The sequence below is a fragment of the Streptomyces sp. NPDC001502 genome, from assembly GCF_042894785.1.
In the GTDB taxonomy this organism is placed as follows: domain Bacteria; phylum Actinomycetota; class Actinomycetes; order Streptomycetales; family Streptomycetaceae; genus Streptomyces; species Streptomyces kutzneri.
This window is the reverse complement of the sequence record NZ_JBIAVW010000016.1, coordinates 114,402-134,251: the sequence shown is the minus strand read 5'-3', so window position 1 is coordinate 134,251 and position 19,850 is coordinate 114,402. Positions and strand designations below refer to the sequence as shown.

General features: G+C 68.9%; 14 protein-coding genes and 1 pseudogene. 9 read left to right on the top strand and 6 right to left on the bottom strand.

The window, feature by feature from the left end; genetic code table 11:
- Positions 1-9: 9 nt before the first annotated feature.
- Entirely contained in the window at positions 10-954 is a 945-nt protein-coding gene (locus ACFY0D_RS26390; RefSeq protein WP_390800534.1) for a LysR family transcriptional regulator, read from the top strand.
- Positions 955-1,025: 71 nt separating this feature from the next.
- Here the strand turns inward: ACFY0D_RS26390 and ACFY0D_RS26385 are convergent, their stop codons facing one another.
- The gene (locus tag ACFY0D_RS26385) at positions 1,026-1,751 is read right to left on the bottom strand and encodes a class I SAM-dependent methyltransferase (protein WP_390800533.1); all 726 of its coding nucleotides are present in this window, start codon (positions 1,749-1,751) and stop codon (positions 1,026-1,028) included.
- A 273-nt stretch (positions 1,752-2,024) separates the two neighbouring features.
- On the opposite strand from ACFY0D_RS26385, the gene tap reads away from it, so the two are divergent.
- The 6 genes and pseudogenes from tap to ACFY0D_RS26355 all read left to right on the top strand — a co-directional run bounded on the left by tap (position 2,025) and on the right by ACFY0D_RS26355 (position 9,647).
- The gene (gene tap / locus ACFY0D_RS26380) at positions 2,025-4,124 is read left to right on the top strand and encodes a telomere-associated protein Tap (RefSeq protein ID WP_390800532.1); all 2,100 of its coding nucleotides are present in this window, start codon (positions 2,025-2,027) and stop codon (positions 4,122-4,124) included.
- 234 nt (positions 4,125-4,358) lie between these two features.
- Positions 4,359-4,913 carry a telomere-protecting terminal protein Tpg gene (tpg, locus tag ACFY0D_RS26375; protein WP_390800531.1) on the top strand — a complete coding sequence of 185 codons (555 nt, stop codon included), beginning with the start codon at positions 4,359-4,361 and terminating at the stop codon, positions 4,911-4,913.
- Between the two features lie 108 nt (positions 4,914-5,021).
- Positions 5,022-5,114: pseudogene (locus ACFY0D_RS26370) on the top strand (AAA family ATPase); the annotation flags it as partial.
- 1,547 nt (positions 5,115-6,661) lie between these two features.
- Positions 6,662-7,765, top strand: a complete 1,104-nt coding sequence (locus tag ACFY0D_RS26365) for a bifunctional DNA primase/polymerase (RefSeq protein ID WP_390800530.1) — start codon at positions 6,662-6,664, stop codon at positions 7,763-7,765.
- Complete coding sequence (locus ACFY0D_RS26360) at positions 7,762-9,276, top strand: phage/plasmid primase, P4 family (protein WP_390800529.1); 1,515 nt, start codon at positions 7,762-7,764, stop codon at positions 9,274-9,276. Before ACFY0D_RS26365 ends, ACFY0D_RS26360 begins: the two co-directional genes overlap by 4 nt.
- Positions 9,273-9,647, top strand: a complete 375-nt coding sequence (locus tag ACFY0D_RS26355; protein ID WP_390800528.1) for a DUF6009 family protein — start codon at positions 9,273-9,275, stop codon at positions 9,645-9,647. Before ACFY0D_RS26360 ends, ACFY0D_RS26355 begins: the two co-directional genes overlap by 4 nt.
- A 412-nt stretch (positions 9,648-10,059) precedes the next feature.
- On the opposite strand, the gene ACFY0D_RS26350 is transcribed toward ACFY0D_RS26355, so the two are convergent.
- The 3 genes from ACFY0D_RS26350 to ACFY0D_RS26340 all read right to left on the bottom strand — a co-directional run bounded on the left by ACFY0D_RS26350 (position 10,060) and on the right by ACFY0D_RS26340 (position 11,762).
- Complete coding sequence (locus tag ACFY0D_RS26350; protein WP_390800527.1) at positions 10,060-10,365, bottom strand: hypothetical protein; 306 nt, start codon at positions 10,363-10,365, stop codon at positions 10,060-10,062.
- Positions 10,366-10,589: 224 nt separating this feature from the next.
- A complete protein-coding gene (locus ACFY0D_RS26345) occupies positions 10,590-11,006 on the bottom strand; it encodes a hypothetical protein (protein ID WP_390800526.1) in 417 nt (138 codons plus the stop codon).
- A 51-nt stretch (positions 11,007-11,057) separates the two neighbouring features.
- Positions 11,058-11,762, bottom strand: coding sequence for a hypothetical protein (locus ACFY0D_RS26340; RefSeq protein WP_390800525.1), 705 nt, complete (start codon positions 11,760-11,762; stop codon positions 11,058-11,060).
- A gap of 1,833 nt (positions 11,763-13,595) precedes the next feature.
- On the opposite strand from ACFY0D_RS26340, the gene ACFY0D_RS26335 reads away from it, so the two are divergent.
- Both ACFY0D_RS26335 and ACFY0D_RS26330 read left to right on the top strand, forming a co-directional pair.
- On the top strand, positions 13,596-16,445 hold the full coding sequence (locus ACFY0D_RS26335; RefSeq protein WP_390800524.1) for a P-loop NTPase fold protein: 2,850 nt from the start codon (positions 13,596-13,598) through the stop codon (positions 16,443-16,445).
- 253 nt (positions 16,446-16,698) lie between these two features.
- Positions 16,699-17,040: a DUF1330 domain-containing protein gene (locus tag ACFY0D_RS26330; RefSeq protein WP_390800523.1), complete on the top strand. Its 342-nt coding sequence runs from the start codon at positions 16,699-16,701 to the stop codon at positions 17,038-17,040.
- Between the two features lie 247 nt (positions 17,041-17,287).
- Here the strand turns inward: ACFY0D_RS26330 and ACFY0D_RS26325 are convergent, their stop codons facing one another.
- Together ACFY0D_RS26325 and ACFY0D_RS26320 are read right to left on the bottom strand one after the other, a co-directional pair.
- Entirely contained in the window at positions 17,288-18,379 is a 1,092-nt protein-coding gene (locus tag ACFY0D_RS26325) for a ParB/RepB/Spo0J family partition protein (protein ID WP_390800522.1), read from the bottom strand.
- A complete protein-coding gene (locus tag ACFY0D_RS26320) occupies positions 18,376-19,560 on the bottom strand; it encodes a ParA family protein (protein WP_390800521.1) in 1,185 nt (394 codons plus the stop codon). The genes ACFY0D_RS26325 and ACFY0D_RS26320 overlap by 4 nt, the downstream gene beginning before the upstream one ends.
- Positions 19,561-19,850: the final 290 nt, after the last annotated feature.

Here is a 19,850-nt window from a genome sequence, read left to right as displayed (position 1 = left end):
GTTCCTGCCATGCAACTGGATCTGAACCTGCTGACCGCCCTGGACGCCCTGCTGGAAGAGGGCAGCGTCGCCGGCGCGGCAGCCCGCCTCCACGTCACCGCACCGGCGATGAGCCGCTCCCTCGGCCGCATCCGCAAGGCCACCGGTGACCAGATCCTGGTCCGCACCGGCCGCAGCATGGTCCCCACCACCCGCGCGCTGGCGATGCGCGCCCAGGTCCACGCCCTCGTGCAGCAGGCCCACCACCTTCTGTCCGCGCAGGAGGAGCTCGACCTGGCGGCTCTGGAGCGGGTGTTCACCGTGCGCTGGCACGACGCCCTGGCCGCCGCTTGCGGCACCGCCCTGATCACCGCCGTCCACCGCCGGGCTCCGGGCGTCCAGCTGCGCCTGTCCGCCGAACCCGGGACGGACACTCCTGAGCTGCGCCGCGGCGAGGTCGACCTCGAATCGAGCTCCAGCACTCCGGCGTTCCCCGACATCCGCCACCGCCTCGTAGGCAGGGACCGCCTGGTCGTCGCCGTCCGACCGGGCCACCCCCTCACCGACGGCCCGCTGGACCTCGGGCGCTACGCGGCCGCCGAACACCTCACCGTCTCGCGGCGCGGACGCCTGAGCGACCAGGTCGATGACGTCCTGGCCACGCGCGGCCTCGAACGACGCGTCGTCGCCGCCGGACCCACCGCCGCCTTCGCGCTGCAGCTCGCGCTCGGCACCGACCTGGTCGTCACCCTTCCCAACGCGGTCACCCGCGCGGCCCGGGACCAACTCGGCCTGGTCACACTGCCGCTCCCCCTCCAGCTGCCCGATGTCCCCCTGTACCTGCTGTGGCACCGGCGCTACGACGACGACCGCGCCCACACCTGGCTGCGAGACCTGGCCGCCGAAACCGTCCAGGCACTGTTCGCATCACCGGCCACCACCCGGCAGCCCGTCACCGACCGGACCGGGCAGTGACGGACGCGTAGGCCCGGCTCCTCCCGGACCATCCCGTGCCATCGAACTTGAGTGGCGTGGATCACTGGGGATCAGGGGCGTCGTGCGAGGAAGACGAACTCATCGCCTGGCCTGTCAGGCGCATCGCGCACGTCCTGCACCACGTAGCCATGGGCGACCAGGTCCGTCTCCATCTCTTCGCGTCCTCGGAAGCGCAGCGTCGAATCCGAGGTCAGCACCTGCCCGTCCGCTGCGAAGACGAAGGTCCAGCGGAAGGTCACCAGGGGCCGGCTCACCTCAATCAGCTGAACCCAGCTCTCGACGGAGCCGACGCCCGGGATCTCCGTCACGCGGTGGGAGTTCTCGCGGGTCCACTCTTCCCAGGCGCGCCTCGCCGGGTCACGGGTCTCGAAGACCAGGTGCCCACCGGGCCGTAGCGCCTCGCAGGCTCCCCGCAGAGTCGCCTGCCAGGCGCCCGGATCAACGATGGCCTGGGCGACGTTCGCGGTCATCGTCGCGAGGTCGACCTGCACTGGCGGGAGGGCTGTCGCGTCACCGCAGATCCAGCGCACTCGCTCACTGCCCGGTTTGGCCCGGGCGACATCGATGGATGCCTGGGCGGGATCGATGCCGACGACGTCGACCCCGCGGTCGGCGAGGAGGAGTGCGAACACCCCTGTACCGCAGCCGATGTCCAGAACTCGGTGCGCCTCGAACTCTTCCGCGATGCGGAGGTAGGCATCGAGATCGCTGCGGTCGGGGTCGAGCGGATCGTAGATCGCGGCCAGTCGCGGATGCCCGAAGCAGTCGTCAGCCATGCACCGAACGTATGCAGGGCCGACCCCGAAGAGCCACTGGGTTTCGGCGGCCTCGGCCGCCTGGGGTTCCCGGGCGAGGGTGATGTAGAGCGCGTACGCACCCGCGAGCTGCGCCCCACCGCCCCTGAACTTAGAGGGCACAGGACACGAGCCGACGCCAAAGCGCTGCCCGCGCCTCATGGGCACAGCCACCCGGAAGAATACCCGCAAGGGCTAAATCCAACCGTGATTTCACGGTTAAAATAGACTAGTGTCCGGGATGGAGGTGGAGTGATGCCGAGTCAGGAAGAGCTGTTCGAGGCGGTGGACGCGCTGCTGGAGGGCGAGCCCGCGTTGCCGCCGCCGGCGGAGCGGGCCCGGCTGCGTGAAGCGGCCGGTGTTTCGCAGGCGAAGCTCGCGCAGGCGTTGAAGTCGACGCCGCAGACGGTGAAGAACTGGGAGAACGGCCGCTCCGAGCCGAGGCCGCCGCGTCTGCAGGCGTACCTGCGGCTGCTGGAGGGCTGGGCCGAGCGCTATCCGGCATCGGCCGCCGCACCCGCGCCTGCGGCCGTTCCGGAGGCATTCACCGGCCCCGTGGAGCAACACGCCGAGCCCGCCACCGCCGCTGCACCGGGTCCGGTGGTGAAGGCGCCGGTCGTAAAGGCGCCGGTGGTCACGGCCGGGCCCTCGGCGACATCGCGCCGCCCGGCGAGGAAAGCCGCCGCGCAGCCGGCCGTCGACCCGCGGTTCCCGCACGGTCCGCTCGCGGTCCTCGACGGCGACGGCACCGCGTACGGGGTGGACGGGATCGTGCTGGACTGCCCGGCCGCCACCGTCCCGGAGCTGGTGGAGTGGACGCTGAAGGAGTCCGGGCTCGGTGCCGCGCAGCTGAACCGCAACGGGAAGGACTCCGACCCGCTGGTCGTCCTCACCGCGGCCGCCGCCGTGCGGCTGGGGCTGCCGGAACACCTTGAGGGCCACGAGCAGCGCCGCTCGCTGCGCCTGGAGGACGACCACCCCGTCGTCAAGCAGCTCGTCAAGGCGAAGTGGAAGCTCACCCAGCGCGGCTTCGGACCGTGGCCGCGGGTCTACCGGCCTGCCGCGGCCGGGCAGCGGCAGTGTGTGCAGCTCGCGGTGCTGTCGTGGGACGCGCTCGATGCACGCTCCTGGCCCGGCGTCACCGGCATGGAGCCGGCCGAGATCGCCCGTGTCCTCGGTACGTACGCGTCCCGGGTGCTGACCCCGCGCGGCTCCACCGCCACCTCCGGCCTGGAGCTGATGACCGCGCTGCGCCCGCCGACCCGCGCCGTCAAGAGCGACCAGGGCGTATGGGAGTCCGGCTACAACCCCGGCAGCCTCGGCACCGAGCCGATGGACCCGGCACCGCCCGAGGCCCCTGCCGAACACCCTGTCGCGCAGGGCTGGACCGGCGGCTTCCTGGACGAGGAGGCGTTTCAGTGGGTGCGTGACGTGGACCTGCTGTCGGATGAGGAGTGCCTGCGGCCGTATGCGGTCGGCCTGGACATCAACACCGCGTTCCTCGCCGCCTCCGCGCGCCTGGTCGTCGGCCTGTCCGGCCCCGACCACTTCCACACACCGAAGTTCAACAAGAAGATCCCAGGCAGCTGGCTGGTGGACCTGTCCGGGTTCGAGCTGGACCCTCGCCTGCCCTCGCCGTTCACACCGTCCGGGCAGCGGCCGACGGGGCCGGCCTGGTACCAGACGCACACCCTCGCCTACGCCCAGGAACTCGGCTACGAGGTGCGGCCGGTGGAGGCGTACCTACGGCGGGAGACCGGCGCCTACCTGGATCCGTGGCACGACCGCCTCAAGACCGCCTACCTCGACACGCTCGCCGACCTCGGCGTCACCGCCGAACTGGACGACCGGCAGTTCCTCGCCGCGATGGAGCAGCACAAGCGGGTGGATCCGGGCTTGGCAGCCGTCCTGTCGGCGATCAAGGCGACCGTCAAGGGCGGGGTCGGGAAGCTGCGCGAGCGGCCGCAGGGACGGCACTACCGCGACGGCGAGCGGTGGCCGGCGCTGGAACGCCCGACCTGGCGGCCCGACATCCGCGCTGCGGTCATCTCCAAGGCACGCGTCAACATGCACCGCAAGATGGCCAACGTCGCCAAAGCCACCGGGCAATACCCGCTCGGCGTACTCTCCGACTGCGTCGTCTACGCGTCGTACGGGCCGTCCCCGCTCGACTTCCTTCCCTACACCACCTCCGGCAAGCCGCTCCCCGGCTCCTTCCGGCTCGGCCCCACCCCCGGCGCGGCAAAGGTGGAAGGCGTGCAGGAGATGGCGTGGGCCGTGGACCTGATGGAGAAGGGCCTCAACCCGGCCCGCCACATCAAGGGCGGCGACGCCGTCCTCGACGAGGGCGAGTAGGAGCATGGCGACCGACATCGGCACGCCCTCGCCGGAGGCCGGCGCGGAGCTGGAGCGGACGCTGGACCGCTTGGAGGCGCGCGGCGAGGCCCCGGCAGCTCTCCACGCGCGCCTACCGGGCCTCGCCGCGGTTCTCACCGTGGCGGTACGACCTGCGCGAGACACGCGGGACCCGGTTCCGGCTGGTCGACCCCGCCGGCCAGGACCCCACCCCGAAGGGAGCTGAGGATCACCGTGGGAGAGATTGAAGACGCGATCGAGCGCGCCGACCGGGAATCGTTCACCCGCGAGCCGCCCAAGACGTTGAAGGGCCGCATCAACTTCCTCATGAGCAAGCTGAAGACGACCAAGGCCGTCGCGCAGGAGCTCGGCGTCAGCCAGCGCTCCGTCGAGCGCTACCTCACCGGCGCACGCAAGACCCCGCCGAAGGCGATCACCGACCGGATCGACACCGCCGTACGCGCACGCTGGCAGCCAGTCGTGCGCGGCCGCCGCCGCAAGCAGGCCGCCACCGCAACCGGCATCACCGTGGAGACCCGCGCCCGGTTCGGCTACACCGCGCCCGTGGGCACCACCGACGACGGCCGCATGCGACGCCTCACCGTCCACCTCCCGCCCGCCTACGCACAGCGCCTCTTCGACGCCCAGCAGCAGGGCGCCCAGGATCCGGAACTGCGCGCGATCGTCGCCGAAGGGCTGCAAGAGATCTACTTCAAGGACGGCGGCACCCGCGCCGACGACCTCGAAGTCGAACTCACCGACATCGACTACATCGACGTGGCGTTCTGAGCTCGGGCCAACCCGATGGCACCTCCCGACGGTGTGCCGGGGCACGATAGTTGCCACAAAGGCAAAACCGCGGTCACCAGAACCGCGGGACGGGCGCGCAGGTCCGGGCAGCAGCTGACCAGGACGATCGCCCGCTACGGCCGTGCCGACGGCCGAGCCGCCGAACTCCTCTTCCGGGTTCTGACCGAACGCGAGGAGAAGGCCTGGCGGAGCCAGGCCTTCAGAAAGCGACCGCATCAGGCAGATGCGATACCGGCCAGTAGCGCATGGATCTCGCCGATGCGCGGGTTTTCCGGGTGGAGGTACCGCTCGCATGCGGCCAGCGCGCGTAGGGCTTCTGCCGCCGCTTCCTCGTGGCGGCCCAGGCCGTGGAGGGCGACGGCTGTGGCGAGTTCCAGCTCGCCCGCTGGCGAAAGGAAGGGACTCGGGGAAGGTCTTGCGTGACTCGGTCAAGGCCTCTTCGTGACGCCCTTGTCCGGACAGGCTGCGAACCAGCAGACGATGCAGGGCGGGCGCCAGCTGTCCGTCGGCGCGCTGTAGGTGCCAGCGGGCAACCTTCTCCGCTTCGTCGTGCCGGTCAAGGACGCACAAGGCCTCGCCCAGCAGGTGCAGGGCGCGCAGTTCGAGGAGCCGCACATCGCACAGGCGCTCGATCCGTGTCAGCGCCCGCAGGATCGCCCTGGCCTCGGCCTCCGCTTCAACGGGCCGCCCGCCGTCGATGAGCACCCATGCTCGGATCACCCGGGCGTCCAGCAGGAGGTCTCGCTGGGCGCCGGACAGATGTCCCAGTTCCCCGATCAGGTCTTCCAGTTCAGCCATCGCGGTGGCCCCTCGCCCATGGCTGGTGGCCGCCGCGATGGCGTACATCCTTCCCCACCAGATGGTGAAAGGGCGCCGGTCCCGGCCCCGAACGCGTTCACGAGCCGCGACGACAGCCCGCGCCGTCGCCGAGGTCTGCGGCCCACAGGCTCTCAACAGCCGCCAGCTGATCGGCTTCTGGAACACGGCCCGGCCGCGGGACGCCGGAGGGCGCCGTTGCTTGTCTGCCCGAGGGCCCGAGTGAGGGGAACTGGAGCCCGGCCAGGACCGGGCCGGCAGGTTGCTCCCGACCGCACACTCACCGCTGCGCCGAGATGACCAGCCAGGTCGAGACCGAGCCCGCGCTGCTTCAGTCGCTGTGAAAAGCCCCAGGTCAGCACTGGCTGGGACCGCGCTTGAGCGACTGAAGCGACTCAACTTCAAAACTGTGCTCATGCGACCTGCGCAGCCATTCTTCGGCCCCCTTGTCCACCGTCGCTGCGTCTGACTCTCATCGGACCATGGTGCTCAGGCTGGCCTCGGAGGCCGGGGAGCGACCTTGAAAAGTTGAGTCGCTTGCTTGAGTCGCTTGAGAAAACCGCAGGTCAGATAGTGTTTGGGAGTCCAGGCAGCGACTGAAGCGACTCAACTTCCGGTATATGAGGACATTCCTGTGTGCGCGTGTGCGTCATATATAGGGGGCTTCAGTCGCTTCAGTCGCTGTTGGAAGGGTTACAGGCTCTTGACCTGCGGCTTTCCTGACAGCGACTCAAAGCGACTGAAGCGGTTGGGTCGCTTTGGTCTTCCCGTCAGTCGCTCCAGGGCCCCCCGCCGGGTCGAAAGCCGACACGCCGGGCCGGACGGCCCCGACACGCTGCGCACGGTTCCTGGCTGACTTCGCTAGTCTGTGTTCGTTGTTGAGTCGCTTCAGTCGCTGTGAGGGGAAGTACATGCCTTCTGAGCTGCGGTTTTCTCGCAGCGACTCAGGGCAGCCGACCTCTGAGCGCTCGGTCGCCGGTCTGACGCTGGCACGGTGGTGTGCCAGCAACGGCTGGCCCGTCCACCCGCTTGCGCCTGGCCGCAAAACGCCCACCGCAAACTGCCGGGACTGTGCTGAGCCGGGCCACACTCACACCGACTGCCCCTGCCTGCAGGCCGGCCGGTGGTGTCACGGTTTCCATGCAGCGACCCTGGACTACTCCCGTATCGAGGATTGGTGGACCAGGAACCCGGCCCTGGGCGTCGGCGTTGCCTGCGGGCCCGCAGACCTGGTCGTCATCGACATCGATGCGCATGCGGGTGAACTGCCCTCCCGTGACCGGCTCCTGCCGGGGATCCCGGTCGGGGACGCCGTCGATCTGCGAGGCCTACGGACGGGCTTTCACTCCTTGGCCGTGCTGGCGGCTCTCCGCGGTGAGACCTCCCCCGCCGACGACGGCTCGACCTTGCGTGTACGGACGCCCTCGGGCGGCATGCACGTCTGGTACCGGGCCACCGACGGCCGTCAGTGGCAGTGCTCGACAGGATCCGGAAAGAGGGCCCTCGCCTGGCAGGTGGATGTCCGAGCGCACGGCGGCTACATCGTCGTGCCGGGCACGAGTACGCCCGCGGGGACGTACAAGCCGCTGGGGCAGGTCCGGCAGCCGGCCCCGCTGCCCGCGTGGCTGGCCCAGGAACTCCAGCGGACCGGTCACCTGCCGGCCTCGCACATTCCTGCGCCACGCCCCGTTCCACCGCGTGCCCGACAGGCCGTCCTCGCAGCCGGCGGAGGCCAGGACAAAACCTCACGTCTCCTGAGTGCGCTCCTCGCCGACGTCACGGCGTGCGCTCAGGTGACGGAAGGGGCCGGCTTCACCGAGAAGCTCAACAGGGTCGCGTACACCCTTGGCGGGCTTGTTGCGGCCGGCCACGTCACCGACTCTGCTGCCCAGGAAGCCCTGAGGGAAGCTGCCATGGCAGCCCGTCCCGGCCAGGAGCAGCGCTCGGCCCAGATCATCCGCAGCGGCATGGCCGCCGGCGCCCAGCGCCCCCTGCACCTTGGAGGCCGCCGGTGAGCCCCGCACCCGAAACCGACAGCTTCCTCTTCGACTTCGACCCCGAGGCCGTCGCCGCGCAGATCCTTGCCCAGCCCCCGCCGCCCCTGCCTGCGCAGGGCGGTGAACGGACGCACGTGGATCACGCGACTGCCGCCGGACTCCTGCCCGACACCCTCAGCGACCGTGGCAACGCCAAGCTCTTCGTCCGTCTGTACGCGGGTGACTACCGCCACGTTCCCGGCCTGGGCTGGTACCGCTGGGACACCACCCGCTGGCAGGTCGACGAGGACGACACGGTCGTCTGGGCCGCGGGCGACCTTGCCGAGGCCATCGCAACGACCGATCCCCGCGGTATCCACAGCAACCAGTCGCTGCAGAAGCACCGCCGCCGCGCGCTGAGCACCTCCGGAATGAACGCGATGCTGACCCAGGCCAAGTCGGCCCCCGGCATGGTCCTGCGGGCCGAGCTCCTCGACGCGGACCCGTACGCCCTGTGCACCCCCGCGGGCGTTGTCGACCTGTACACCGGACTCGTCCGCGCGCCCCAGCCCGACAAGGACTTCCACTCCCGCTCGACCTCCACCGGCCCCAAGCAACAGCCCACCCCCCGCTGGGAACGCTTCCTGACCGACACCTTCGGCACCGACGCCGAAGGCCGGGAGATGATCGACTTCCTGCACCTGATGCTCGGCTACTCCATCACCGGAGACGTCGGCGCCCAGGTCATGCCCTTCCTCTTCGGGGCCGGCAAGAACGGCAAGTCCGTTCTCCTCGACGTCCTGATGAAGCTCCTGGGCGACTATGCCGACGCCGCCCCGCCCGGCTTCCTGATGGCCCGCACCTTCGACGGCCACCCCACCGAACTCGCCGAGCTCCACGGCCGGCGCGTCATCGTCTGTTCGGAGGTCAAGCCCGGCGACAAGTTCGACGAAGCCCGAGTCAAGCTCCTCACCGGCGGCGACCGGATCAAGGCCCGGCGGATGAGGCAGGACTTCTTCTCCTTCGCCCCGACCCACAAGCTCTGGCTCATCGGCAACCACCGCCCCGAGGTCGGCACCGGAGGCTTCGCCTTCTGGCGTCGTATGAGGCTGGTCCCCTTCGAGAAGGTCGTCCCGGACGACCGGAAGATCGACAACCTCGCCGACATCCTCGTCACCGAGGAAGGCCCGGGCATCCTCGCCTGGCTCATCGACGGCGCACGCCGCTACCTGGCCGGCGAGAAGGACCTCACCGGGCCCGCCCCGGTCCGGATCGCGACCACCGCGTACGCGGAGACCGAAGACCACACCGGCCGCTTCTTCGAAGAATGCTGCACCTTCCACTCCGACCACCGGGCCGAACAAGCCCGCCTCTACAGCGTCTACCGCACCTGGTGCCAGAATGAGGGCGCACCCACCATCTCCTCCCGAGCCTTCGCGGCTCGGGCCCGCGAGCTCGTAGGCCTGGCCTCACCCAAAGAAATGATCTTGTCTAACTCGAAGAAGTACTACCCCGGCATCGGACTGCTCGCAGAGGAGGAGAACGCATGAGCTCGCTCATCTCCGAGGACGAGATCCACCACGAAGTCGACCTGATCTGGCTCGAAGACGTCACCGAACTCGACTACGTCCGCCAGTCACTCGACCGGCTCCCCACCCGCCGAGGCAAGCCCGCCTACCACCGCGACGGCCGCCTCGTCGGCTATGCGCAGCTGGGGCCGCAGGCGAAGCCCTCCCGCTCCAGCGGGACCTTCCGCCGACGTGTCTTCTGGCTCCTGCCCCACGATCGCGACACCGTTCCGGACGGTCTCTACGCCTCCGGAGCCCCGGCCGAAGCCGTCGACCCGACCACTTTGACGGCTGGCAGCAAGGGCCGGAAGACCCAACGGTCTGAGAGGCCCGCGCAAGCTGCCGACGTCTGACGTTTCCCGCCGGGATCCAAAGACGAGGACATGTGTCCGACCTTCAGTCGCTTCAGTCGCTGACCTGTTGGCGAAATGGCTGTGAACTGCGACTTCCTGGAAGCGACTGAAGCGAGATTGCCTGCGAAGGCCCCGGGACCGGGGGTGGCCGGTCGCCTTGGTCGTACGGGAAGGAGCGGGGGTCGTTTTCCGTGACCGCTCGGATGGTCCTGGCATGCCTGAAGTTCAGTCGCTTCAGTCGCTCCCCCCTCCGCGGCAGCTCCCCACCTGCGATTTCTTGAGCGCCTCAACCGGCTTCGGAGTTCCCCGTCGGTCGCTGGCCGGTGAGTACGCTCCTCACAGCCAGGGGTGAACGCAGCACCGGGAAGGATCGCCGATGCCGTGCTGTGACCCGCCATCTCAGCCTGTTCGGTCAGTGGCTCACGGCCTGGTCCACCAGGTACCAAAGGACCATCAGGGCCGCCCAGCCCAGGATGCCCAGCGAGCCGAGTGCGATCCCCGTGACCGAGGTGATCCGTCCGGAGGGTGCGGCCGCTCCGTGGCGTAGTGCCCGGATGCCCGATGCGACGGCCGCGACGCCGAGAGGCAGGGCAAGGAGGACGAGGTACGGCAGGGCCGGCAGGGTTCCGAGGGCCAGGAACGCGCTGATACCCAGGGTGAGGGATGCCATGCCGGTGTGCTGGCTGCCTGGCGCAAGGTCGAGATGGTCGGTGCTCATGGCGTCCACGGTAGGCCTGGCGCCGCGGGCGCGGTATGGGCGCAGATACTCGCTTGGGCGTGAGTAGCCGGCCGGGTCGCGTCCGGCGTCATCGTATGTGGCGTAGTGCGGCTGCCCGTTTCAGCTGGGCGGCGGATATACTGAGGAGACCATCTGTTACTCAGGCGAAGAGGGCCCTCCACCACTGCGGTGGAGGGCCCTCTTGCCTGTTACGTCGGCCCAGGTCAGGCGACCTGCAGCTTCGGCCGGCCCGTAGGAGCGGGCGGCGTCTGGTGGTAGGTGGGGAGCTTCAGATTGGGCAGGTCCCCGGCCTGGATGCGGACGAGGGTGTCCCGGAACGCGGCCTCCATGGCTTCGGGAGTCTCGTACTTCGCCGCGAGAGGGTGAAGGCGGTACGAGTTGCCGTTCCGCTCCTCACTGCGCGGTCTCAGGACGATGTTCAGGGCGCACAGGGGTGCCATGAGTCCGCTGACGGCCTGAGGCGTGACGCCGTATTCCGCTGCCATGTCCCTCTGTCGTACCGGAATTGTTCCCCCGAAGTCGCTTCGGTAGAGGAGGTACTGGAGGAACTTGACGGCGGATCCTGACAGGGGCAGGGCCCAGATGCGCTCCGCGACGATCGGAGACATGACATTAGCCATGGGATGGCCTTCCTCGTGTTCGGTTGCCCAGAGGTGGGCCTGGCAGCGCTATCACCCGGTTCGTTTCCTTCCACGGACGCCCGTGTCGGCTCCGAAGTCGAGGTCCAGTTCCTCCTGATGGGCGCTTTCGGGTCCCACCGCGTAGGGGAAGGCCTCGGGGTTACGGTCGTGGCGTCCGGCGATCTCGGCGAGGACGTCGTGTTGAGCGGTGCTGTTGCCGTGGAACCACAGGCGCACGTTCATCTGGATCCGGCCGTTTCCGGCCTTCTCCACCCAGTGGTAGCCGCACAGTGCCTGGACGGCACGGTTCACGGTGGAGCGTGTGATCATCTTGCCGCCCTTCTGAGCGGCGACCTTGTTGAGTCCGTCGGTGATCTCCTGCTGTGTGTACTGGGCGATTCCAGTGCCCGGTACCTGCCCGCCGGCTACGAACAGGAAAACGCAGAGCTGCGATTTGGTGATGCTGTTGGCGACGGCGAGCTGGGCCAGCAGCTGTGTGAACCAGTTGCTGGCCAGGCTGTAGCCGGCACCGCCCGCCATGTCGTGAACTGACCGTGGGTCGGCTGCGTACTCGAAGTGGACGCCCTTGAGCCGGCGACGGCCGCCGGGGTCGGCGGCCTCGGCCACCTTCTCCCCGAGTTGCCGGCCGAGGACGGCCAGGATGTCTCCGAACTCGGCATCGTTGCCTGCCGCGGTGGGTGCGGGGACAGGCCGGGGCCCGCGCTGTCGACGACGGGCGGGCGGATCAGATGTCACAGGACCTCCTTGTTACTCAGGCGATCCGAGACTATCCAAAAATCAACGCCTGCTTGTCTTTTGACGCACCGGCACGCCGCACAGGAACTCAGATGCCCCGCCACACCCGGCGACGCTCCAAAAATCCACGGCACGTGAAGTTTTTGCATCGCTGTGCCCCGAAAGTCCACCACCACTTGATTTTGCGTGTCGCGATAGCGGCACATCTCCGTGCGGTCCAGTGGGTGGACTCGGGTCTTCGCGGCCCTCGGCGCAGCGCTTCGACCTGCGAAGACTCGGCGCCTGATGGGCTGTCCGGAAAGTCAACGGGTGCTTGATTTCCGGGCCAAATGTGCTCGCCAGGTACACATTTCACAGGACCAAAGGTGCTCCACACAGCACATGGAGACTCAGATAGCTGCAGGTCAGAGGCATTTCAGCGCGCCGCCCTCTTCTAAAGAGCAGTGCGACCACCTGTCAGGGTCACAGGGCCGGCACGTCATGCGGGCAACCTGCTCGCATCACGCGCGACCACCGGCCCATCGGTCGGCATCTCTCTCCACGTCAGCCGCAACACCCTGGCACCCTCGTGTCCACCGGGTCCCGCCCGGTGACCAACCGGTCACGGGACTCTTCCTCAGGGCTCGATACCGGTACCACCGAATGCCGGCCACATCGGAGGGTTCCCCGAACACATCACGATCAGTGGCCACCTGCACCACCCACCGGCCTCAGCCACGCTGCCATTCTTCGAAGTCGACACAGCCGGCAGTCGCCGACTTTGCGTCACCGCCCCGGCGGGGCACCGCAAGCCCGCCAGGGCTGAGGAGCTACCGGCCCTGGGCGAGAGCGAGCGATTGAGCTCCGGCTCCCCCTACGGTTCGTTGCTGGTAGCCATGCGATCAGAAGGAATCAAACAGTTTCGACCAAAAGGGAAAAAAGCGAAGCCCACAATGGCCCTCTGGGGGGTCTATCTCAATCGGTCTGGTATGAATGGACCTTCCCTCACCCGGCAGAGCCCCAGCGGGGCTCACAGGGCTTTCAGGCCGCGGGGCCCATCCCCCACGACACCTGAATGGGTCAGTCCAGGCGGCTGGACACTCCCCAGCCGGCCGGCGCCTCCTGCACAGGGAGGGCCAAGGGCGAGCCGAGGATTCATCGATCGTCTCCCGCAGCGCCTACCGAGGCGGAGGTGTCCCAGCCTCGTACATTCCTGCCATGAGCGGCAGCGTCGGGTCACCTGTTCTGCGTGGAGTGCCGGTCGGGGAACCCCTGCCGAGACATGACGGCGGTGCGCTGTGGGGGGTATGGGGCGAACTGGATCGTCGGCCGGTGCTGGCCACTGGCGATGCTCGCGGCAGGGTGCGGCTGTGCGACCCGACGGGCGGAGCGCAGTGGGGAATGCCCTGGAGTGGCCACGAAGGGCCGGTGCTGTGGGGGGCGTGGGGGGATGTGGCGGGCCGGCCACTGCTGGCAACGGCCGGCGCAGAGGGCACGGTGCGGCTCTGGGACCCGGCCTCCCCCGACGGCAGGACCGAGGCGCGGCTATGGGGACCATCGCCGACCGGACTGGGTGAGCCCATGCCCGGGCCTCGCAGCGCGGCTGGAATGTGGGGGGCATGGGGCTCAGTCGGGCATGCCACCGTACTGGCCACCGGAACCTACACGGGACCGGTTCACCTGTGGGATCCGGTGGAACGCAGCGCGCTACTGGAGCCTCTGACCGGGCACAACAGCCCTGTGTTGTGGGGTGCGTGGGGCCAAATGGACGGCCGGCCGGTACTCGCCACCGGGAGTCAGCAGGGGGAGGTACGGCTGTGGGATCTCGCGGAGGTCGCTGCGTCAGCAGTCCTCTTGACCGGCCATTCCTCGCCCGTGGAATGGGGTGCGTGGGGCCGTGTCGACGGCCGTCCGGTACTCGCCACGGGCGACCGCGACGGGGAGGTACGGCTGTGGGACCCCGCACAGGGCACTGCGCTGGGCGAGGTCTTGAGCGGTCATGAGCACAGCGTGGAGTGGGGCGCCTGGGGTGAGGTGGCCGGTGAGCCGGTGTTGGCCACCGGCGGCTTCGACGGGACTGTGCGGTTGTGGGATCCAGCGACCGGCACCCTACGAGGGCAGCCTTTGACCGGCCACCGCGGTGGCCTGGTGTGGGGGGCATGGAGCAGCGTCGGAGGCCGGCCGGTACTGGCGACGGGGGACCGAGAGGGTGAGGTGCGGCTGTGGGACCCCGTGGAAGGCACGGCGTTGGGAGAACCCCTGCGCGGTCATTCCGGCAGTCTGGTGTGGGGAGCGTGGGGGAATGCCGACGGCCGGCCGACATTGGCCACCGGCGATGACGACGGGGGCGTTCTGCTGTGGGAGGTGGTGGAGCACCGGCCCGTTCCGCGACTGCCCACCTACCGTTCGGACGTCACCGCTTCCACCGACGAGCTCGCCAGGGCCGGGGAGGCAGCGGCGGTCGCAGAACTGATCACCGCACGCACAGCGACGCCACCACTTGCGGTGGGACTGTTCGGGGACTGGGGGCAGGGCAAGAGCCACTTTCTGGGACTGCTGCAGGAGCAGGTGGATGCGACGGCCCAGCCTGACAATCCGCTCGCACACAGCGCGGTGCGGCAGGTCAGGTTCAATGCCTGGCACTACGCGGAAACCGGTCTGTGGGTCAGCCTGGTAGCCGAGCTGTTCGCCCAGCTGGCCGCGCCGCTCGGCGGCGACGTCGACGAGGAGCAGCGCAGGCAGTCCCGTCTCACGGCCGAGTTGGTCGGTGAGCGCCGCCTGCGGGAAAGGCTGCACGCCGCACAGGCGCGTCGCGACGAGCTTCACAAAGTGCTCGAAGAACCGGAGAGCCTGTGGGACCGCCTTCCCGAGGAGCATCGGGCAGAAGTGCGGCTGCTCGCAGGTGAAGGGCCGGAAAAGGTCTACGCGGAGGCAGCACGGACCGTGGCCGCGCTGCGGGGGACTGGCCGGGCTTCGTGGCATCTTGTCCGGACGGCTCCGCGAGTTGCCGCCGCGGTCATCGCCGTCCTGGTCGTCCTGGCCGGCGCCACGATCGCGATGGCCTGGGGCCTTCCAGCGCTGTGGGGTTGGGCAGCGACCCTGCCGGGCATCGCCTGTCTGGCGGTGGCCGTGCGCACGGCGTTCCGCTTCGCTCGCGCGTCCAGGGCCCGTGCGAGCGCTGCATGGCAGAAGGCGGTGCAGTTCGGTGAGCAGCAGCGTCGCCGATTGGAGACCGCAGCCGACGTAGCCGATGCCGAGGTCGCCGAGCTCACCAGGCAGGTGCAGAACGTCACCGCGGCCGGTCAGCTCGCCGGGCTCGTCGCCGACCGGGCTGCCGCCGGCGACTACCGCAGTCAACTGGGGGTGATGACCCGGATCCGAGAAGACTTCCAGCGCATGGCGGAGCTGCTGGCCCACGTTGCGGACGACTCCCCCGGCACGCCCGGGCCACGTATTGACGAAGCCGGGGACGAGCTGCCGCGCATCGATCGCATCATTCTCTACATCGACGACCTGGACCGATGCCCGCCCCAGCGTGTGGTGGAGATGCTGGAGGCCGTCCATCTGCTGCTCGCCGTCGACTTGTTCGTCGTAGTGGTCGCTGTGGACCCCCGCTGGCTGTTGCGGGCCGTCAGCGCCCACTACCGGGACCTCCTCGACCAGGACGAGGATTCCAGTGCCACCGAAGGCGGAGAAGAAGGCTCGGTGGACCCCGACGACGAGGAACTCTGGCACTCCACTCCTGCGCAGTACCTGGAGAAGATCTTCCAGGTGGTGCTCACACTGCCGCCGCTGGACACCAGCGGGTACCAGCGGATGCTGCACACCTTGGTCGGCGTACGCGATGACCTGCCCGAGCCGGCGGTCGACCCCCAGCCCGCGGCCTCTCACCACGAGGATGCATCCGACACGTCGTCCGTGGGCAGTCCTTCGCCTCCCCCGGTTGAGGGCGAAGCCTTGCGGACAGGAACCGCGTTCGTGGTCCGTGCGAGTGACGAGGGTTCCGCGGTCGAGGACAACATCCACGGGGTCGACCTGCCGGCTGCGCGTGTGATCGAGCGGGTTGACCCGCTCACGCTGGAGCCCGACGAGATCGCCTTGCTGAACCTGCTCGGTCCGCCGCTCCTGGTGGCCACTCCCCGCGCGGTCAAGCGGCTGGCCAACAGCTACGGTCTGCTCACCGCGATCCGTCGGGACCACCGTGAAGCCGATCTCGATGAACAGCGGGCCGTGATCGTGGATCCCGGTGCCAACGCCTCCCGTGAGGTGCGCTACCGGCCCTACCGGGCAGCCATGGTTCTCCTCGCCGCACTCGTCGCCTATCCCTCCCTTGGCCCTGCCTTCTTCCTCCATCTTCACCACACGGCTGCCGCCCAGCCTGGCGAGACCTGGACGGGATTCCGGGCTTCGCTCACCCCTCGGCGTAGGAAGGGCGGGCGCTGGTGGAGTGTGGCGGATCCGAGCATGACGCCCGTCCAGGCCCAGCAGTGGCAAGCCCTGCTGGAAGGCCTTGCCGCAGCGGAGCAAGCCGCGGCGGAGAAGGGCCTGCACCTGCCCGAGCCCTTGTCCGCCTGGAGCCCCTGGGTTGTTCCGGTAGGCCGGTTGTCCTTCCCCACGGGGCGCATTGTCAGCAGCCTTGAGCGGCAACGCCCCCTGGGCAACCACCCGGAAGACGGTTCAGAGGAGGGCACAGGAGCAACGTGAGCCGAGCGGGGTTTCCCGGGGACATTGCGTCAATCCCATCGGTGCGGGGGTGCTAACGGCGTTAGCACCCCGGGCGTTGCGTCGTTCCGTCTCCCTGCGCCAGATCCGGTGAGAGGCAGACCGGCAGGGCGTGCGGCGGCCTCAGAGTGCTTCCTCGACCCCGCGGCCATTACCTCCGGGGTAATCGCACTGCCCAACCGCCCTCAGCTACGTTCGCGGTCATCACCCACCCCCGGAACGAAGGAGCCCCGTGGTGTCCGCTTACGGCTTCGCTCATCTCCGCAGCCGCCGGAATCACTCCGACGTCATCGAGTACCTGGAGCGCATCCAGGCGACCCTCGACCCCTTCGCAGGCCGCTTCGTCATCCACGGTCCGCCGGCCGAAGTCGTAGAGGGCAGTTGGCCCGGCAGCATGGTGCTGATCGAGTTCCCCAGCCTGGCCGAAGCCCGTGCCTGGTACGACTCTCCCGCCTACCGGACCATCCTGCACCTGCGTACCGACCACATCGAAGGCGACCTACTGCTGATCGAAGGTGTCGGGCCGAACTACCACCCGGCCGAACGAGCTCGCACACTGCAAGCAGAAGCCGGCTGAGCGGCGCGATCGGTCCGCCTTCCGTGGCCTGCGCCTCCTCCTCTCCCCCACTGACGGCTGCACCGCGCCGTCGACTCAGGAGTTCCAGATCCTGCGCAGGCTTCCAGTCCGCAGCTCGGCATCAGGAAGACAGCGCCACTGCTGTCCTGGGTGGGTGCTAACGCCGTTAGCACCCACCCCCTTCAACGCAGCGAGCCCGCCCGGCCAGATGGCCAAGCGGGCTCCGCACAGCGAACTCGAAAGGGTGCTACCCGTCGCCATGGGCGGCGAGGAGCCGCTCAAGGAGAACCTCGCGCTGCGCCTCATCCATCTTCTCGAAGATCAGATCGGCAACTCCGTTGCCGTCGTGCCATGGCACGCGGGGGAGCTTGAGGATGTCGACAAGGTGGGGCTCATCCGCTGCCGGGGCGGCAGTGGTCTGGTCGTCAGGCTCCTCTTCGAAGCGCGAACTGTCGCCGGTGTCTCCTACGGGAGCGGGCGCGGGCGCAGGGGCAGGGGCAGGGGTGCTAACGGCGTTAGCACTTGCTGCGGCCTGCTCGTGCAGTTCGACAGAAGGCGGGGTGCTAACGGCGTTAGCACCCGTGGGGCCTGCCTGCTTCCGCTGTTTGGCAGCCGCGCGCTTGGCCAGGGCTTCCTCCGCGGCGCTCTGCTGCTGTTGTGCGGGGAGCTGGCCGACGTTACGGGCGATCTCCACCGGGAGGCTGCGGTCCTCCACCGCTTCCTGGAGCTCCGGGGTGAGCTTGAGGAGTGCGAGGCGCTGGGTGACCCACGGACTGGACTTGCCCAGAGCCCTGGCGACAGCCCGCTGCGACCCGTGCACGTGGACGAGCCGCTGGAGAGCCTTCGCCTCGTCCAGGGGGTCGAGGTTCTCGTGCTGAACGGCCGCGGTGAGGGCCGTCTCCAGGAGGGTGTCGGCGTCCTGGGCGAGGGAGTCGTCGACGTGGACGGGAACGTCATCCAGACCGGCGAGGTTCGATGCCGCTAGGCGACGGTTCCCGTCGACGACGATGTAGGCGGCCTCTCCCAGCCCGTCCTCGTGGCCGGGGTGGGCAGCGAGGAAGGCCTGACGCGTGACGACCGTAAGAGGCTGGATGACGCCTCGTGCCGTGAGGCTGTCAGCGAGGTCGTCGACGGACTTGAGTTCCTCGCGCGGGTTGTAGGGGTTGTGGGCCAGGGTGTCCACGGCAACGCGCAGCGTCCCGGTCCGGCCGGTGGCGGGCTGTTCGGCGGCGGGGCCGTCCTGTCCGGAGAACCTCGCGAAGGATGCCGCGCGGCTGCTCATGGGCTGGGCGACCGCGTTGAAGGTGGGGGAGTCCCCCAGCATGTCCGCCTTGCTCATGGCATCCTCACCCCTCGGGCAATCTGCCTCATCTGGTGGGACTGCTCGCAATCGGGCGCGTAGTCCAGCAGCGGGCGCTGCTTGCGGACGGCCTCGCGCTGCTCCTTCACATCGGGCACCACGGCGAGGACCGGGGGAGTACCCAGGGACTTCCACTTGTCGAGCGACGACGTCGCGATGTACCCGCGCCGGCTGTCGAACTTGTTGACGACCAGGCCCAGCTGCTCGATGGCGATGTCGAAGTCCCGGGAGAGGGAGTCGATCTGCTGGATGAGCATCCCGTACGCCTGGGCGGAGGTGTCCTCGGCCTCGACGGGGATGACGAGGCCGGAGGCGCCCGGCTTCTCGTCGTCGCGCTGGCGTCCGTAGTTGAGGGCTGCGTCCATGGCGAGGCCGAGGCTGGGGGGCGAGTCCACGACGATGACGTCGAAGTGTTCCTCAAGGGAGGCGAGGGCCCGCTCAAGGGCGGCGTGGCGGGGGCCCCGGAAGACGGTGAGTCCCGAGTCCAGCAGGAACGCGTCGAACGCGGCGGGCAGGATCCGGAGCCGGCCGCCGAACCGGTCACCGTCTATGGCGATGGTCAGGTCGAGGAGCGACTGCTTGGCCTGCTCGCGGTGCAGCATGTGCGTGATGAGGCTTTCCTCGCCGGCGGGAATCGCGGTGAGGCCGAGCTGGTGGGTGAGGTGACCCTGCGGGTCGTAGTCGACGAGAAGCACCCGCAGACCACCGATCCCCGCACCGCCTGCGGCGCCGACGGCAGTCGGGTCTTCGGCCAGTGCCTGGGCGAGGCCGGCCGAGACGGCGGTCTTGCCGACACCGCCCTTCTGATTGCAGACGATGATCCGCCGGGTCGTCGCCTGGGCCCCGGCGGGGTGGTCGGCCAGCCACAGGACCACGGACTGGGCCAGCCCCTGGATGTAGGAGACGCCGCGCTCGCGGCAGTCGGCCTTGAAGTCCTCGTAGAGGCCTTCGGGGAGGTAGGTGCCGAACGAGTCGGCGCCCGCGGTGTTGACGGGGGGCAGTTCCTCCGTGCAGTCCCGCCAGGCCTGGATGCCACCGGCGACGGCATCCTGCATGTCGGTCTGGAGCTGCGCCGCGCGGACCTTGAGAGCTTGCTGGAGGTGAGCGGGCAGCTTGGAGACGAGCTTCTCCCGCTCACCTCCCGAGATGGGAGATGACATAGGCGGCAGCATACTGCCGTCAAGGTGGTTTCAGACCACACGTTAGGTGCGTTTTGCCTAGTTTCTGCGTTAGTTGCTGTCGGGGTGCTAACGGCGTTAGCACCCCGACAGCAACAACGGGGCACTCAGATCATCGAAAGCTGACCCCTCGACCCGCCTGGGATGCGTCCGCATCCGGCCTCCAGCCGGACGGTTCCCGCAGGTCTCTCCGCCCCGAGGGGCGAGCGCGCTCAAGGGGCAGGGCGGCTGGTGAAGGACCAGGCGCGGCGGGTGGATTCGGGTTGGGGGGT

Excerpts from the sequence above, each read along its gene's own strand:
- ACFY0D_RS26390 (WP_390800534.1), top strand. The coding sequence starts at position 10 with ATGCAACTGGATCTGAACCTGCTGACCGCCCTGGACGCCCTGCTGGAA.
- ACFY0D_RS26385 (WP_390800533.1), bottom strand. The coding sequence starts at position 1,751 with ATGGCTGACGACTGCTTCGGGCATCCGCGACTGGCCGCGATCTACGAT.
- tap (WP_390800532.1), top strand. The coding sequence starts at position 2,025 with ATGCCGAGTCAGGAAGAGCTGTTCGAGGCGGTGGACGCGCTGCTGGAG.
- ACFY0D_RS26365 (WP_390800530.1), top strand. The coding sequence starts at position 6,662 with ATGCCTTCTGAGCTGCGGTTTTCTCGCAGCGACTCAGGGCAGCCGACC.
- ACFY0D_RS26355 (WP_390800528.1), top strand. The coding sequence starts at position 9,273 with ATGAGCTCGCTCATCTCCGAGGACGAGATCCACCACGAAGTCGACCTG.
- ACFY0D_RS26350 (WP_390800527.1), bottom strand. The coding sequence starts at position 10,365 with ATGAGCACCGACCATCTCGACCTTGCGCCAGGCAGCCAGCACACCGGC.
- ACFY0D_RS26345 (WP_390800526.1), bottom strand. The coding sequence starts at position 11,006 with ATGGCTAATGTCATGTCTCCGATCGTCGCGGAGCGCATCTGGGCCCTG.
- ACFY0D_RS26325 (WP_390800522.1), bottom strand. The coding sequence starts at position 18,379 with ATGAGCAAGGCGGACATGCTGGGGGACTCCCCCACCTTCAACGCGGTC.
- ACFY0D_RS26320 (WP_390800521.1), bottom strand. The coding sequence starts at position 19,560 with ATGTCATCTCCCATCTCGGGAGGTGAGCGGGAGAAGCTCGTCTCCAAG.